General features: G+C 61.5%; 13 protein-coding genes and 1 pseudogene. 9 read left to right on the forward strand and 5 right to left on the reverse strand.

Annotated elements, in window-relative coordinates; all coding sequences use genetic code 11:
• The 3 genes from Q0X85_RS02510 to Q0X85_RS02520 form a co-directional block, all read left to right on the forward strand.
• Nucleotides 1–1,158 (forward strand): ATP-dependent helicase C-terminal domain-containing protein (locus tag Q0X85_RS02510; RefSeq protein WP_297768552.1); only part of this gene is annotated, 1,158 nt, incomplete at its 5' end.
• 103 nt (nt 1,159–1,261) lie between these two features.
• Nucleotides 1,262–1,705: an NUDIX hydrolase gene (locus tag Q0X85_RS02515; protein WP_297768554.1), complete on the forward strand. Its 444-nt coding sequence runs from the start codon at nt 1,262–1,264 to the stop codon at nt 1,703–1,705.
• A gap of 86 nt (nt 1,706–1,791) precedes the next feature.
• The gene (locus Q0X85_RS02520; RefSeq protein ID WP_297768556.1) at nt 1,792–3,273 is read left to right on the forward strand and encodes an inorganic phosphate transporter; all 1,482 of its coding nucleotides are present in this window, start codon (nt 1,792–1,794) and stop codon (nt 3,271–3,273) included.
• A gap of 67 nt (nt 3,274–3,340) precedes the next feature.
• Here the strand turns inward: Q0X85_RS02520 and Q0X85_RS02525 are convergent, their stop codons facing one another.
• The 5 genes from Q0X85_RS02525 to dctP form a co-directional block, all read right to left on the reverse strand.
• Nucleotides 3,341–4,600 carry a glycerate kinase gene (locus Q0X85_RS02525; RefSeq protein ID WP_297768559.1) on the reverse strand — a complete coding sequence of 420 codons (1,260 nt, stop codon included), beginning with the start codon at nt 4,598–4,600 and terminating at the stop codon, nt 3,341–3,343.
• A gap of 156 nt (nt 4,601–4,756) precedes the next feature.
• Complete coding sequence (locus tag Q0X85_RS02530; RefSeq protein ID WP_297768562.1) at nt 4,757–5,194, reverse strand: universal stress protein; 438 nt, start codon at nt 5,192–5,194, stop codon at nt 4,757–4,759.
• A 17-nt stretch (nt 5,195–5,211) separates the two neighbouring features.
• Nucleotides 5,212–6,498: a TRAP transporter large permease gene (locus tag Q0X85_RS02535; RefSeq protein ID WP_297768565.1), complete on the reverse strand. Its 1,287-nt coding sequence runs from the start codon at nt 6,496–6,498 to the stop codon at nt 5,212–5,214.
• A 3-nt stretch (nt 6,499–6,501) separates the two neighbouring features.
• On the reverse strand, nt 6,502–7,071 hold the full coding sequence (locus tag Q0X85_RS02540) for a TRAP transporter small permease (protein WP_297768568.1): 570 nt from the start codon (nt 7,069–7,071) through the stop codon (nt 6,502–6,504).
• A 142-nt stretch (nt 7,072–7,213) separates the two neighbouring features.
• Entirely contained in the window at nt 7,214–8,182 is a 969-nt protein-coding gene (dctP, locus tag Q0X85_RS02545; protein WP_297768580.1) for a TRAP transporter substrate-binding protein DctP, read from the reverse strand.
• An 823-nt stretch (nt 8,183–9,005) separates the two neighbouring features.
• On the opposite strand from dctP, the gene Q0X85_RS02550 reads away from it, so the two are divergent.
• The 6 genes and pseudogenes from Q0X85_RS02550 to Q0X85_RS02575 form a co-directional block, all read left to right on the forward strand.
• Entirely contained in the window at nt 9,006–10,202 is a 1,197-nt protein-coding gene (locus tag Q0X85_RS02550) for an ABC transporter substrate-binding protein (RefSeq protein ID WP_297768582.1), read from the forward strand.
• A gap of 95 nt (nt 10,203–10,297) precedes the next feature.
• Complete coding sequence (locus Q0X85_RS02555) at nt 10,298–11,080, forward strand: ABC transporter ATP-binding protein (protein ID WP_297768569.1); 783 nt, start codon at nt 10,298–10,300, stop codon at nt 11,078–11,080.
• On the forward strand, nt 11,077–11,784 hold the full coding sequence (locus tag Q0X85_RS02560) for an ABC transporter ATP-binding protein (protein WP_297768571.1): 708 nt from the start codon (nt 11,077–11,079) through the stop codon (nt 11,782–11,784). Before Q0X85_RS02555 ends, Q0X85_RS02560 begins: the two co-directional genes overlap by 4 nt.
• Nucleotides 11,785–12,795 carry a branched-chain amino acid ABC transporter permease gene (locus Q0X85_RS02565; RefSeq protein ID WP_297768574.1) on the forward strand — a complete coding sequence of 337 codons (1,011 nt, stop codon included), beginning with the start codon at nt 11,785–11,787 and terminating at the stop codon, nt 12,793–12,795.
• The gene (locus Q0X85_RS02570) at nt 12,792–14,090 is read left to right on the forward strand and encodes a branched-chain amino acid ABC transporter permease (protein WP_297768577.1); all 1,299 of its coding nucleotides are present in this window, start codon (nt 12,792–12,794) and stop codon (nt 14,088–14,090) included. Before Q0X85_RS02565 ends, Q0X85_RS02570 begins: the two co-directional genes overlap by 4 nt.
• 96 nt (nt 14,091–14,186) lie before the next feature.
• Nucleotides 14,187–14,393 (forward strand): annotated as a pseudogene (locus Q0X85_RS02575) (IS3 family transposase); the annotation flags it as partial.
• Nucleotides 14,394–15,139 lie beyond the last annotated feature (746 nt).

Below are 15,139 nucleotides of genomic sequence, written 5' to 3' on the forward strand. Positions count from 1 at the left end.
CCGGACGCCGCGCGCATGGCGGCGCTGCTGGCGGATCGCGACCCGCTGGGGCGCGGCGCGCCGGTCGATCTGTCGCTCCGGCTCGCCGCCCTGCGTGATCCGCGCGCCTATGCCGAGCGTCACCCCCACCCCGCCAATCGCGGCGCGGTGGAGCGCATCCGAACCGAGGTCAAACGACTTTCGCGGCAGGCCATCGCCGCTAAAACAACACTGAGCGACGCCGAATGCGCGGCGCTGGCCTATCCCGACCGGATCGGGCTGCGCCGCAAGGGCGACGCGCCGCGCTATGTGCTGTCGGGCGGCAAGGGCGCGGTGATGCCCGAGGACGATCCGATGGCGGGCGCGCGGCTGATCGTGGCGACGGATCTCGACGGCGACCCGCGCGAGGCGCGCATCCGGCAGGCGATCCAGATCAGCGAAGCGGAAGTTCGCGCGCTTTTCGCCGATCAGATCGCCTGGCAGGATATCTGTCTTTGGGACAAGCGCGAGCGGCGCGTGTTGATGCGGCGGCAGGAACGCTTTGGCGCGCTGACCCTCGACGACCGGCAGTGGAAGGAGGCCCCGCCCGAGGCGGTGGCGCGCGCCATGCTCGACGGGGTGCGCGATTTGGGACTGAACTGGTCCGATGCCGCGCGCCGGTTCAAGGCGCGCGTGATGCTCTGCCGCGATAGTATCGACGGACTGCCCGACCTGTCCGACGCGGCCCTGCTGGAGGTGCTGGAGGACTGGCTCCTGCCCTATCTCAAGGGGGTGAAGACCGCGCAGGACTGGAAACGCTTCGACATGCTGGAGGCGCTGCGCGCGCGGCTGACATGGGAGCAGATGCAGGCGCTCGACCGCGCGGCCCCGGCGCATTTCATCACGCCGCTGGGGCGCAAGATCCCGATCGACTACGGCTCGGACCCGCCCGAGATCACCCTGCGCCTGCAAGAGATGTTCGGCCAGACCGCGCATCCGGTGGTGGGCGGCACACCCCTGCGCGTCACGCTCTTGTCGCCCGGGCACAAGCCGGTGCAGACGACGACGGATGTCCCCGGCTTCTGGGACAACTCCTATGTCGAGGTGCGCAAGGAGATGCGCGGCCGCTACCCAAGACACCCCTGGCCCGAGAACCCGCGCGAGGCCGACCCGACCTTGCGCGCCAAGCCAAGAAAATGACCCGGCGGGGCGGTGAATTGCAATTTTCTGACAGTGCCTTATATTAGTCAATCATAACAAAAATTTACCTGAGCAGGCAAATATAGATATGACCGAAGGTTTAATGAAAACCTGGACCGATCTGGTCCAGCCGCTTTTGCGCCGTCCCCGCCAGTTGCAGGTGGCCGCGATCTGCTATCGCGATGCGCCTGTGGGGCGGCAGGTTCTGTTGATCACCAGCCGGGGCACCGGGCGCTGGATCGTGCCCAAGGGCTGGCCTATCGACGGGCTGAATGCCGTCGAGGCCGCATTGCAGGAAGCGTGGGAAGAGGCCGGCGTCAAGGCACGGGTCGAGCGAGCCGAACCCGCTGGACATTTCGACTATGACAAGCGCCACGACGAGGGCTACGAGACCCCCGTCGAAGCACATGTCTTCAAGGTTCGCATCGACGGGTTGGAAGACAGTTACCCCGAGGCCGGTGAACGAGACCGCCAATGGTTCACCCCCGAAGAGGCCGCCAACCGCGTGCTTGAACCCGGTTTGCAGGATTTGCTGCGGCAAATATGACGGTTTCATAACAGATTTGCGACAAGCGCATTGATCTAAGGCCCCAATCCCCCTAGGCGAAACCCGCAACAACCGGGGGCATTCGCGTGGCCGATTCACCTGACAGCAAGCAGTGGACAACGATCGACAAGGATCTGAGCAAGATCTCGCAGGTCGAGTACGCGACGGCGTATATTTCGCGGCCCCTCGTGGCCCCCGGCATAGCGCTTGCTTTCATGGTCATGGCGGGGCTGGCGGCGGCGCTTCTCTTCGGGGCCACGCCGGTCAATCTGGTGGTGATCGCCGCGGCGGTCATCGGGGCCTATATGGCGATCAATATCGGTGCCAATGACGTCGCCAACAATATGGGGCCCGCTGTGGGGGCCAATGCGCTCAGCATGGGCGGGGCGATTGCCATCGCCGCCATTTTTGAAAGTGCGGGCGCGCTGGTGGCCGGGGGCGACGTGGTCTCGACCATTTCAAAAGGCATTATCGACCCGACAAGCGTGGCCGAAACCCGCGCCTTCATCTGGGCGATGATGGCCGCCCTACTGAGCGCGGCGCTCTGGATCAACCTGGCCACATGGGTCGGCGCGCCGGTCTCGACCACGCATTCGGTGGTGGGCGGCGTGATGGGGGCCGGGATCGCCGCCGCCGGGATGGGGGCCGTGAACTGGCCCACGATGGGCGCGATCGCCGCAAGCTGGGTGATCTCGCCGGTGCTGGGCGGCGTGATCGCCGCCGCGTTCCTTGCCCTGATCAAGAGCCGTATTCTGTATCAGGAGGACAAGATCGCCGCCGCCCGGCGTTGGGTGCCGATCCTCGTGGCGATCATGGCCGGGGCCTTTGCCGCCTATCTGGCGCTCAAAGGGCTGAAAAAGGTGCTGCCGATCACCATGCAGGGGGCATTGCTGATCGGATTTTCGCTCGGGCTGCTGACCTTTGTCGTCACCCGCCCGCTCATCGCGCGCAAATCACGCGGTATGGAAAACCGCAACAAGTCGGTCAAGGTGCTGTTCTCGATTCCGCTGGTTCTGTCGGCGGCGCTGCTGTCCTTTGCACATGGGGCCAATGATGTGGCTAATGCGGTGGGGCCTCTTGCCGCGATCGTGCATGCCTCGGACATGGGGAGCGCGGCGGATCAGGTGGCAATTCCGGTCTGGGTGATGGTGATCGGGGCCTTCGGGATTTCCTTTGGCCTGTTTCTTTTCGGGCCCAAATTGATCCGCATGGTCGGCGGACAGATCACCAAGCTCAACCCAATGCGCGCCTATTGCGTCGCACTCTCAGCGGCTTTCACGGTGATCGTGGCAAGCTGGCTCGGCCTGCCGGTGAGCTCCACGCATATCGCGGTGGGTGCTGTGTTCGGCGTAGGGTTCTTTCGCGAATGGCATATGGAGCGGCGGCGGCGCAAGCTGAACAACACGCGCCCCGATACGACGCGTATCGCCTCTGAGGAGCGGCTGCGGCGCAAGCTGGTGCGACGCAGCCATTTCCTGACCATCGTCGCCGCCTGGGTGATCACAGTGCCCGCTGCTGCCCTCATGTCGGGTGCAATATTCACAATGTTGAACAGCTTGACACACTGAAATGGCATCCGCGTGCCCAATTTGAGTACCGGCGACGGCGGGTTACCAGAGTAATCCAAAAGTTTCCTTATCGGTGCGACACCAATATTGCCCTGAAATCATTCACATTTGTCAAAGTTGGCCCCGTCACCACCTGATCGCCGAGATTTCCGAAAAAACTGTGCGCATCGTTTTGCGCCAAGGCAGATCCGGCATTCAGACGTTTGCCTTTTGCGCGGGTCAATGTATCCGGCCCGATCACCGCGCCAGCCACCTCGGCCGCGCCATCTACGCCATCTGTATCGCAGGCCAACGCATGAATGCCCTCTGCGCCCCCAAGAGCCACGGCAAGGGCCAAAGCATATTCCGCGTTCGGTCCACCTATGCCGTCTCCCCGCCGGGTCACTGTCAATTCCCCGCCGGACAAAATGAGCACCGGCGAGGCACCTGGTGCAAGCCCGGTTTGAACCTCAAGCGCCAGTGCAGCGTGTTCTTTCGCCAATTCGCGTGCCTCGCCCTCGAGCGCATCGCCTAGAATGCGCACCTCGCAGCCCTCGGCGCGCGCGATCTGCTCGGCTGCCACAAGAGATTGGATGGGCGCGGCATAGATAATGTTCTCGACACGGCTCAGCCGAGTATCTCCCTGCGCTACGACACCGCTCTGCCCCGCAAGCACCGACCGCGCCGCCTGAGGCAAGTCAATGGCATAGCGCTTGACGATGGCCATAGCGTCTGCGGACGTGCTCGCTTCACCGACCGTCGGCCCGGACCCGATCATTCCCGGATCGTCGCCCGGCACATCTGAGATCATCAGGGCGAGCATCCTTGCAGGATAAGCCGCTGCGGCCAATTGGCCGCCTTTCACGCGGCTCAGATGCTTGCGCAGGATATTCATTTGCCCGATCGGTGCACCCGACGCCAAGAGTGCCGTATTGACTGCCTGCTTCTCGGCCAGGGTCATGTCTCCTGCCGGCTGCACGAGCAGGGACGACGCTCCGCCTGAGATGAGTGCCAGCACCGTATCGTCTTGGCCGAGCCCCTCCAACAGATCGAGCATCCGAGCCGTGGCTCGCATGCCAGCCATGTCGGGCACAGGGTGTGCCGCCTCGACAATCTCGATACCAACACAAGGCCGGGCATAACCGTAGCGAGTGATCACCAATCCCTCGCAAGGCCCCCAGACAGCCTCGACCGCCTCGGCCATCCGCGCACTCGCCTTGCCTGCACCTACAACCACGAGCCGCCCTTCCGGCCGCTTGGGCAAGTACCCCGCAAGGCTCTGCATCGGGTCGGCCACCGCCACCGCCTGATCGAACAGGCGGCGCAAAAAGGAAAAGGGATCGCTCATTTCAGGGGTCTCTCTGTTCAGGTCGAGCGCAACCTATCCTGCTCCGCGCGAGCGCGAAAGCCCTCTCGCAAACTGCCAGGTTCGACGGGGCAGAAAACGATCGGTCTTTTGAACCATCTCACGTCAGGATTGGTCGGTCCGCCACTGACAGACAGATCAGACCACCAGAACCGGCACCTCCGACAGCCCCGTCACCTTGTGCGAAACGCTGCCCAGCAGGTACCCTTCCATCGAGCCCATGCCGCGGCTGCCGATCACGATCAGGTCGTTGTCGTGCTCCTTGGCGAACTTGACGATGGTGCGCGAGGTAGGGCCTGATTTGACGAAGGCGCGGACTTGCTTGAAGCCCGCCTCGATGGCGTGTTTCTTGGCGTGGTCGGCCACTTCCGTGGCATGGGCCGACATGATGTCGTCGAGATTTCCGGGATCGGTCGGGCGCACCATCGACAGGGATGCCTCGAGCATCGAATGGTGGCGATAGACCGTCAGGATGGTCAGCGCCGCCTCGGTGAGGCGGGCCATTTCCATTGCGCGGTCAAGCGCCACTTTTGCATTGGGCGAGCCGTCGAAGGGCACAAGGATCGATTTGAACATGGGTGTTCTCCTCGGGGTTATTTCGCAAAGGCCAGGTCGCGCAGGAAGAGGGCGATCTGCGGGAAGTAGATCAGCGCAACGGCCACCGACAACAGGATCAAAATGAAGGGCGGCGTGCCGCGGATCACCTCCCAGTAGGGCCGCTTGAAGACTGCGATGGCGGTGAAGATGTCACAGCCGAAGGGCGGCGTGGCCGAGCCGATGGCGACTTGCAGCGTGATGATCGTGCCCACGAGTACCGGGTCCAGGCCCACCGAGTTCACTACAGGTGCAAAGATCGGAACCATGACGAGGATCACCACGATCGGATCGACAAACATACAGCCGACAAAGAACGCGATGGAGATGACGAAGAGCACGCCGACCTGGCCCATCTCGTCGATGCCGATGGAGCCGAGGATTTCCTGCGGGATCTGGGCGAATGAAATCACCCAGGAAAATGCCGCGCCGACGCCGACGAGGATAAAGACCACCGCTGTGATCAGCCCGGTGGATTTCGCGGTGTCATAGACGCCCGAGAGGTCGAGCGAGCGGAACACCAGCACTTCGAGGATGAGCGCGTAGAGCACGCAGGCCGCCGCCGCCTCGGTGGGGCTGAAGATTCCGCCATAGATGCCGCCGATGATGATCAGCGGAAAGCCCAAGGGCCAGAGCGCCTGCTGCATGGCGCGGGCGCGGTCCGGCCAGCTTGTCTTGGGTTCGGTGGGCACGTTGTTGCGCACCGCGTAGATCCACGAATAGATCGAGAACAGCATGAGGATCAGCAGCCCAGGTCCGATGCCCGCGATGAACAACTCGGCAATCGAGGTGTTGGAGACAACACCGTAGATGATCATCCCGATGGAAGGCGGGATGAGAAAGGCGATGTCGGAGGAGTTGACGATCAGCGCGAGAATGAAACTGTCGTTATAGCCTGCCTTCTGCATTCGGGGCCGCAGCGGCGAGCCGATGGCAACCACCGTGGCCTGAGTGGAGCCCGAGACCGCGCCGAACATCGTGCAGGCCGCCGCCGTCGAGACGGCAAGACCGCCCTTGAGATGCCCGACGAAGGCCATCACGAGGTCAATCAGCCGCCCCGCCGATTGGCCGCGCGTCATGATGTCGGCGGCGAAGATGAACATCGGCACCGCGATCAGCGACGCCGGGCGGATGCCCGCCATGATCTGCTGGATCATCGTTTCAAGCTGACCGAAGCCGCCGAAGAGCGTGTAGAAGCCCACGAAGGCCCCCACGATCAGCGGGATCATCATCGGAAAGCCCAGAAGCAGCAGGACGATCATGATCGAGAAAATCGTTGCGGCCATGGTTCAGACCTCCATCTCGTTGTCGTCATATCCCTCAAGCACGGCGGTCGAGAGGTAGATATCCTTGGACAGGATGTTCTTGATGGCCGTGAGCAGGTATTGCAGCCCGGTCATGAAGAAGCCCACCGGCACCCAGACGAGGGTGACCCAGACGGGAATTTGCAGCGAGGGCAGCACGCGGCCACGGCCCGCCTGTGTCAGGATGTATTGGAACGAGTAATAGCACAGCCCCAGCATGAACACCGCTGTCACCAGCGCGATCACGATCATCATGAGTTTGCGCACCTTAGGGGGCAGGGCGTCGTAGATCGCCGACATGCGGATGTGACGGCCCTGCCGCGCGGCATAGCTGATACCGGCGAAGGTGATCAGGATGATCAGGATGCGGTTGAGTTCCTCTGAGAAGAACAGGCTGTTCTGAAAGATAAAGCGCCCGACCACATTGGCGACGGTGTTGGCGGCCATGAGCAGCACGCCGACGGCAAGCATGACCGCCTCGATCTTGGCGATCAGCGTGTCGATGGTGCCGAGAAACCCGGGCAGTGTGGAGACATAAGCGTCCGGCGGAGGCATGCCCCGAGCGTTTCGTTCCGGCGGTGACGCGCCGTCCGTTTCAGGCTTGTCGTTCACGGCTGACCCTCCGCGTGAAAATCATTTGTCGATTATGGGTGCGGGGGCGGCGCGATGCGTGCCGCCCCCGCACGTGGTGCCGGTGTTATTCGGTCACGGCCTCGAGATCGGCCTTCATCTGGTCAAGGATTGCCTTGCCGCTGTCGCCAGTCATCTCGACGAACCGGTCTTCGACCTTTTCGCCGGCCTTGATGAACGGCTGACGCTGCTCTTCGCTCAGCACGTTGATCTCGATCTCGGGCTTGGCCTCCTTGATCTTTTCGATGCTCTCTTCGTGCAGCCCTTGCTGGTAGTCGATGATATGGTCGAACGCCACGTCGATGGCATCCTGCACGACCTGCTGTTCTTCGTCCGAGAGGCCTTCGTAGAATTCCTGATTGGCCATCACAGCGGTGGTAAAGTTGCTGTGGCCCAAACAGGTGATGACCTCGGACACCTCATACATGTTGGCGGACCAGTTCCAGAACATCGGGTTTTCCTGACCCTGAATGATGCCGGTCTGGAGTGCGCCGTAGACCTCGCCCCACGGCAGCGGCGTGGGTGTCGCACCGAAGGCCTGATAGCTTTCGACAAGCAGCGGGTTGGTCATCACGCGCACCTTGACCTCGTTGAGGTCGGCCGGTTCGGTCACCGGTTCCTGCGTGGTCACGCAGACCTCGCCTTCGGGGAACATGGTCAGCAGCTCCAGCCCTTGCTCGGCATAAAGCTCGGGGAACATCTCGTTGACCGCCTTCGAGGTGCGGAAAAATTCGCCGAGCTCCTGGGTGTCCTGCGGCAGCAGATAAGGGACGAAAAAGACCTGCGCCTCGGGGATGAGCGAGCCGGTGAAGCCCGGGCTCTGGTCGACGAATTGCAGGATCCCGGCTTGCGCCTGCTCCATAGTGTCGGCGGATTCACCGAGCGTGCCATAGGGGAAGAGCTGCACCTGATGATCGGAATTGGCCTCGACCTCTTCCTTGAACTTTTGAGCAAAGACGCCCTGCACGTCCTCAAGCGCCTCCTCGAAGGCGTAGCGCCAGGTATCTGCGGTCGCGGCGGTCGCGCTTAGCGCCATCACGCTGGTTGCAGCTACCGCAGCGAATGTACGTTTGACATATGTAGTCATTTCGCTCTCCCTAAACATTATTCTCGTAAGGTAAGCGTGGCGTGATCGCTTCGACATGTCAACATAGCGGTTTATTGGGTATTTTCATGGATTTCGAGAAACTGCTCTCAGAATGAACCCGGTGCATATGTTAGGAATACGTCCCATCTCCACGGTTTGCAGGGATCGCGAATAGGAATTGAACGGGGAAACTCCTCTTGCACCAAATCGCAGGTGCATAGGGCGACGGTACACGAATAAATTGAGCTGAAGCCGGATGAGATTCACGCCAAAATGGGGTGCCGCACTGGTCCAAAAGTGGTCTTCAATCCGCAGTTGCGGGCAATTGATGCAGTTGGAACATGCGGCCTTGGATGTCGGGTCGTGGGGTAGCCCTGGCTGCTGAGACCCGGTCGCGATTGTCAACGACAGCTGCGACGTGCAAGTCTTCGTGGGTAACAACGCCTCCAACGACGTAAGGTGCTTCTGGGTGTCTAAAAATCCAGGGGCACCTCAGATCTCCATTCATTTCCGGTTTATGGGTGACCCAGTAACTGGCGATGATGGACCAGTAAACTTGCAAGGTCCTATCATCGCATTTTTAGAACAGGATGAAGACCCATTGTCACGACCGGATGCTGATCTGGGCAAATGTCCTGACTGACAGAACGATGCTTCGTGACGACACCGCCGCATAGCTCCTGTGCTTAGGGTGGTTGGAAACATCCCCTTTGACATGTATACTGTTCAATCAATGAACAACGCACTCAGAAAAAACAGGGAAGGTCAATCCATGAGAAAATTGTCTGCCATCCTCCTGTCGGCCGCGTTCTCGACGGCCGTCGCGACGGGCGCCTCGGCGCAGGATCCGGTCAAGGTCGGAATGATGCAGGGCTTCACCGGCCCGACCGAATCGCTCGTCAGGCCAATGGCGCTGGGCGGCGAAATGGCGATCAAGGAGGTGTCGGACAGCGGCATTTTCCTCGGTGGCCGCGAGGTCGTTTCGGTCCGCGGTGACAGCACCTGCATTGACGCCGCCGCTGCCACGGCCGCAGCCGAGCGCCTGATAACATCAGAGGGCGTCCAAGGCATCAACGGGGCAACCTGTTCCGGTGCCACCACGGCGGTGCTCAACAACGTCGTGCGCGCGAACGGTATTGTCATGATCTCGCCATCGGCGACCTCGCCGGCGTTGTCGACGATCGAAGACGGTGGCTATTTCTTCCGCACAGCGCCCTCGGACGCGCGTCAGGGCCAGATCATCGCCGACATCCTTGAGCGTCGCGGCATCTCTTCGGCCGCGCTGACCTACACCAACAACGACTACGGCAAGGGTCTTTCCGATGCGATCCAGGCGGCCTTCGAGGACGCTGGCGGCGAGATCACCGCCGTCGCGGCACATGAGGACGGCAAGGCCGACTACTCTGCCGAAGTCGGAACGCTGGCCTCGGCCGGTGGCGAAGTGCTGATCGTGGCCGGGTATCTCGACCAGGGCGGCAAGGGCATGATCCAGGCCTCGCTCGATACCGGTGCCTTCGGCAAGTTCGTGCTGCCGGACGGCATGGTCGGCGAGGCGCTGACCAATCACTTCGGCGAGGCGCTGGACGGCTCAATCGGCACCAATCCGGGCACCGACAGCCCGGGCGCCTCGATGTTGGCCGAGCTGGCCGAGGGCAAGGACTTCAAGGGCGATGATCCCTATGTGCCCGAGGCCTACGACGCCTCGGCGATCATGCTGCTCGCCATGCAGGCCGCCGAGTCGACCGACAGCGCCGTCTACAAGGACAAGGTGTTCGACGTTGCCAACGCCCCGGGCGAGAAGATCTTCCCGGGCGAGCTTGCCAAGGGCCTCAAGATTCTCGCCGATGGCGGTGATATCGACTATGTCGGGGGCACCGCGCTGGAGCTGATCGAGCCGGGCGAGTCCGCTGGCAGCTTCCGCGAGACGGAAGTCAAGGGCGGCAAGTTCGAAACGGTGATGTACCACTGAAGGCATCGCGGGACAACAACGTCCCAGCGTCATGGGAACGGGTGGGGTACCTGACCCCAGCCGTTCCTTGTTTGTCGGCAACCGGGATTGATTGAATGATAACAGTCGAAAACGTCGCCAAGAACTTTGGCGGCATCCGTGCGGTTGATGGCGTCTCGCTGTCGATCGAGAAGGGCTCGATCACGGGATTGATCGGCCCCAACGGTGCTGGCAAGACGACGCTGTTCAACATCGTCGCGGGCGTCTTTCCGCCGTCTTCAGGCACGATTTATCTGGATGGCGAGGACGTGACCGGACTCGAGCCGCACGAGCTTTTCCACAAGGGCCTGTTGCGCACCTTCCAGATCGCGCATGAGTTCTCGACGCTGACCGTGCTGGAAAACCTGCTGGTCGTCCCCGGCGATCAGCCGGGCGAACAACTTCGCCACAGCTGGTTCAATTTCCGCCAAGTTAAGGCGGTCGAGGCGAAGAACCTGGAGCGGGCGCTGGAGGTGGTCGATTTTCTCGAGATCGACCATCTTAAGGACGAGCTTGCCGGCAATCTCTCAGGCGGCCAGAAGAAGCTGCTGGAGCTGGGCCGCACCATGATGGTGGACGCCAAGATCGTCTTTCTCGACGAGGTTGGTGCCGGTGTGAACCGCACCTTGTTGAACACCATCGCCACGTCGATCCAGCGTCTCAACGAGGAGCGCGGCTACACCTTCTGCCTGATCGAGCACGACATGGATTTCATTGCGCGCCTGTGCGACCCGGTCATCGTCATGGCCGATGGCAAGCTGCTCACCCAAGGCACGATCGAGGAGGTCAAGAACAACGAAGAGGTCATCGAGGCCTATCTCGGCACCGGCCGCAAGCAGCAGCGGAAGGCACCGGCATGAGTTTCCTGAGCGCGACCGGCATGACCTGCGGATATGGCGCTGCCGATATCATCCACGACTGCACCATCACCGTTGAAAAAGGCGAGATAGCTGTTGTCGTCGGCCCGAACGGTGCTGGCAAATCGACGGCGATGAAGGCCGTCTTCGGCATGCTCGACCTGCGTGAAGGCACGGTCACACTGAACGGCAAGGACATTAGCAAACTTGCGCCGCAGGACCGGGTTCCCGAGGGGATGGCCTTCGTGCCGCAGAACCGCAACGTCTTTGTCTCGCTGACCGTGGAAGAGAATCTCGAAATGGGGGCCTTCATCCGCGAGGACAACGAGATCGAGGACACCAAGGATCAGGTCTTCGGCCTGTTCCCGATCCTGGCCGAGAAACGCAACCAGCCGGCGGGCGAGCTTTCCGGCGGGCAGCGCCAGCAGGTGGCCGTTGGACGCGCGCTGATGACGCGCCCGGATCTGTTGATGCTGGACGAGCCGACAGCCGGGGTCTCGCCCATCGTGATGGATGAGCTGTTCGACAAGATCCTGGAGATCGCCAAGACCGGTGTCGCCATCCTGATGGTCGAGCAGAACGCGCGGCAGGCGCTGGAGATCGCCGATCACGGCTTCGTCATGGTTCAGGGCCGCAACCGATTTACCGACACGGGCGAAGCGCTTCTTGCGAACGAAGACGTGCGCCGGTCCTTTCTGGGGGGATGAATGGAGGTCCTTAACGCACTTGCACTGTTCGCCAACTTCGTCGTCGTTCCGGCGACGGCCTATGGCGCGCAGCTTGCCCTGGGGGCGCTCGGCGTCACCATCATCTTCGGGATTCTGAAATTTGCCAACTTCTCGCATGGCGAGCTGATGTCGTTCGGCACCATGATCACGATCCTCGTGACGTGGTTCCTGCAGGATATGGGGGTCGGCATCGCGCCCTTCCCGACCGCGCTCCTGGCTCTGCCGGTCGGCGTCCTGGCGGCGATCGGCGTCGCGCTGCTGACGGACCGCATGGTTTTTCGTTTCTACCGACGGCAGCGCTCCAACCCGATTGTCTTCGCCATCGTCTCGGTCGGCGTCATGTTCGTTCTGGCCGGGCTGATCCGCATCATCATCGGCCCGGCTGACCAGAGTTTCGCCGACGGCCAGCGCTTCATCATCGGCGCCTTCGCGTCGCGTGACCTGCTTGGCCTCGACGAGGGTATCGCCATCAAGCAGAGCCAGGTGATCACCGTCGTCGTCGCCCTCGTCGTCGTCGTCTGGCTGTTCTGGTTCTTGCAGAAGACACGCTCCGGCAAGGCGATGCGTGCCTATTCGGACGACGAGGATCTGGCGCTGCTGTGCGGCATCAATCCCGAACGTGTGGTCATGATCGCCTGGGTCATCGCCGCCTCGCTCGCCGCCATCGCCGGGACGCTCTACGGCCTCGACAAGACCTACAAGCCGTTCATCTTCCTGCAGATCCTGCTGCCGATCTTCGCCGCGACCATTCTCGGCGGCATCGGTCAGCCGGTGGGCGCGATCCTGGGGGCCTTCATCGTCGCCTTCTCCGAGGTGATGGTGACCTACGCTTACAAGAAGTTCCTGGCCTATCTCGGCCCGGCGGACTGGGCACCGGACGGGCTCGTCCAGTTGTTGTCCACGGACTACAAGTTCGCGGTCTCCTTCATCATCCTTGTCGCGGTCCTGTTGATCCGACCGACAGGCATCATCCGCGGGAAAGTGATATGACGCAGAGGGTTGCGCTCCTATACGGCCTCATGGGCCTGGTGCTGATCATGGTCGGCCTCTATCAGAGCTGGAATGTCGCCTTCGGCATCTTCAATCTCTGTGTCATCTCCGCGGTGATGGCACTGGGCGTCAACATGCAGTGGGGCTATGCGGGCCTGTTCAATGTCGGTGTCATGGGCTTCACGGCCCTGGGCGGGCTGACGGCTGTGCTGGTCTCCATGCCGCCCGTCACCGAGGCTTGGGCTGTCGCCGGGGGCGACATCGCGCTTTCGGTCCTGAGCCTGGCCGGTACGGTGGCCGCTATCATCTCCGCGCGGCGCGCGGTGCCGCCGGTGCTCAGGCTGCCGGTAACACTGGTCCTGCTCTTGGCGGGCTACTTTGTCATCGGGTATTTCTTCGGCCCGGCGACCGACGCAATCGAGTCGATCAACCCGGCGCTGAGCGGCTATCTCGGCGGGGCCGGGCTGCCGGTGGTGCTGGCCTGGCCGATTGGCGGCCTTGTCGCCGCCGGTGCGGGCTGGTTCATCGGGCGCATCGCGCTCGGGCTGCGCGCCGACTACCTTGCAATCGCCACGCTCGGTATTGCCGAGATCATCATCGCCATCATCAAGTACGAGGAGTGGCTGTCGCGCGGCGTAAAGAACGTCACCGGCATCCCGCGTCCCGTCCCCTATGAGGTCGATCTGATCGAGCAGGACTGGTTCATCGGGCTGGCCAATTTCTTTGGTGCCGCGGATCTCTCCGATGCGGCCGGTCTTTTCGTCAAGCTGTGCTACGCGGCGCTGTTCATCGTCGTGCTGGCGATCATCATGTGGTTCGCGGAACGCGCGCTGCGCTCGCCCTGGGGACGGATGATGCGCGCCATCCGTGACAACCGCGACGCCGCCGCCGCCATGGGCAAGAACGTCAAGGCGCGTCATCTTCAGACCTTCGTCCTTGGCTGCTTCACCTGCGGCGTGGCGGGCGCGATGCTGACCACGCTCGAGGGGCAGCTCACACCGACCAGCTACATCCCGCTGCGCTTCACCTTCCTGGTCTGGGTGATGGTGATCCTCGGCGGCTCCGGCAACAACTGGGGGGCTGTTCTCGGCGGGTTCATCATCTGGTTCCTGTGGGTCCAGGCCGAACCGTTCGGCAACTGGTTCATGGCGACGGTGACGTGGCCGCTCGGCGAAGAGTCGGACCTGGCGCAGCACATGATCGAGGGGGCGGCGTATATGCGCTATCTGATGATGGGCGCGATCCTGCTCGTCGTCATGCGCTTCGCGCCAAAGGGCCTGATACCCGAACGGTAGCTCTCATCATCTGGTTGGAGTTTCGCATGGCCGCCACGCTAGATGTTTGTTGAACGTCAGCGCCTAAAGCGTTTCGACAAAAGAATGAACCGATGGGATTACTTCCTGCCCGGTGATCTCGAGCGCCAGATCGGTGACTTCGTCGAATACGACAACAACCGACGCTACCACGAGAGCCTTGGAAACCTGACGTCAGCCGATGTCTGCCTCGGCCGAGCTGAGCAGATCCTGAAACAGCGAGAAGAGATCAAACGGAAGACCATACTGAAGCGGCGCTTGCGCCATCAAACCGAAAACACATAAACTTAATCAAGGATAAGCCAGAGCCTCCAAACGAAAACTCACCCAAGCGTCCCAAATTATCTGACGACGAACAATTTCGTCATTGGGGGCATCGCAAACGACGAAGCCCGCGCTTTACGCACGGGCTGGTTCGGTGAAGGTGGTTGCGGGAGGGCGATTTGACCTTTGCCGAACAGTGGTGAAGCTGATCTAGAAAAGCGTACAAACCAATCCAACAGCTGCCAAGCCTTGAGGATTTGGCTCTCAAGGATCATGGAGTCATCTTGGCTCCAAGAAATAATCCCATGCCTTCCCGCTGATGAACTTCGTAGTTGCCGAGTAGTGATCTTGTCCCCGTTTCAACGAACGCTCAGGCGGTTGCTGACCATCACAGCACTGAAACTGGAACGATAGCCAGTGTTTCCCGGAACGCGCATACTCCGTTCTTGGCGGCAGACCACCTGCCGTGCTCTATTGGCCGAGAAAATACGAAACGCAACCCTATCAGCAGGTGCAAAGAGTAGCTTCATTTACGCCGGAAACTGTTTAACGGATAGGGAGCAGCTTACCGTTCTCAAACCATGTGCAAGTCAGTCAGCTGCTCGCCTGCTGCGACCCAGCGACTGCCAATTCGGCTTGTTGAGATATAGCTGAAAGTTGGTGATGGCCCCTGAGGGGCGGCATATCATGGCGGTGTTCAAGACGCCGTCAATTCTCTGGAGAGAAAGGGATATGCCACATGACGAAGACTACCATTACCGGGTTGC

Source organism: uncultured Roseovarius sp. (assembly GCF_947259555.1).
Classification (GTDB): Bacteria; Pseudomonadota; Alphaproteobacteria; order Rhodobacterales; family Rhodobacteraceae; genus Roseovarius.

Coding starts and splice junctions, on each gene's coding strand:
- Q0X85_RS02565 (WP_297768574.1), top strand. CDS start 11,785: ATGGAGGTCCTTAACGCACTTGCACTGTTCGCCAACTTCGTCGTCGTT.
- Q0X85_RS02560 (WP_297768571.1), top strand. CDS start 11,077: ATGAGTTTCCTGAGCGCGACCGGCATGACCTGCGGATATGGCGCTGCC.
- Q0X85_RS02550 (WP_297768582.1), top strand. CDS start 9,006: ATGAGAAAATTGTCTGCCATCCTCCTGTCGGCCGCGTTCTCGACGGCC.
- Q0X85_RS02570 (WP_297768577.1), top strand. CDS start 12,792: ATGACGCAGAGGGTTGCGCTCCTATACGGCCTCATGGGCCTGGTGCTG.
- Q0X85_RS02540 (WP_297768568.1), bottom strand. CDS start 7,071: ATGCCTCCGCCGGACGCTTATGTCTCCACACTGCCCGGGTTTCTCGGC.
- Q0X85_RS02535 (WP_297768565.1), bottom strand. CDS start 6,498: ATGGCCGCAACGATTTTCTCGATCATGATCGTCCTGCTGCTTCTGGGC.
- Q0X85_RS02555 (WP_297768569.1), top strand. CDS start 10,298: ATGATAACAGTCGAAAACGTCGCCAAGAACTTTGGCGGCATCCGTGCG.
- Q0X85_RS02515 (WP_297768554.1), top strand. CDS start 1,262: ATGAAAACCTGGACCGATCTGGTCCAGCCGCTTTTGCGCCGTCCCCGC.
- Q0X85_RS02525 (WP_297768559.1), bottom strand. CDS start 4,600: ATGAGCGATCCCTTTTCCTTTTTGCGCCGCCTGTTCGATCAGGCGGTG.
- dctP (WP_297768580.1), bottom strand. CDS start 8,182: ATGGCGCTAAGCGCGACCGCCGCGACCGCAGATACCTGGCGCTACGCC.
- Q0X85_RS02530 (WP_297768562.1), bottom strand. CDS start 5,194: ATGTTCAAATCGATCCTTGTGCCCTTCGACGGCTCGCCCAATGCAAAA.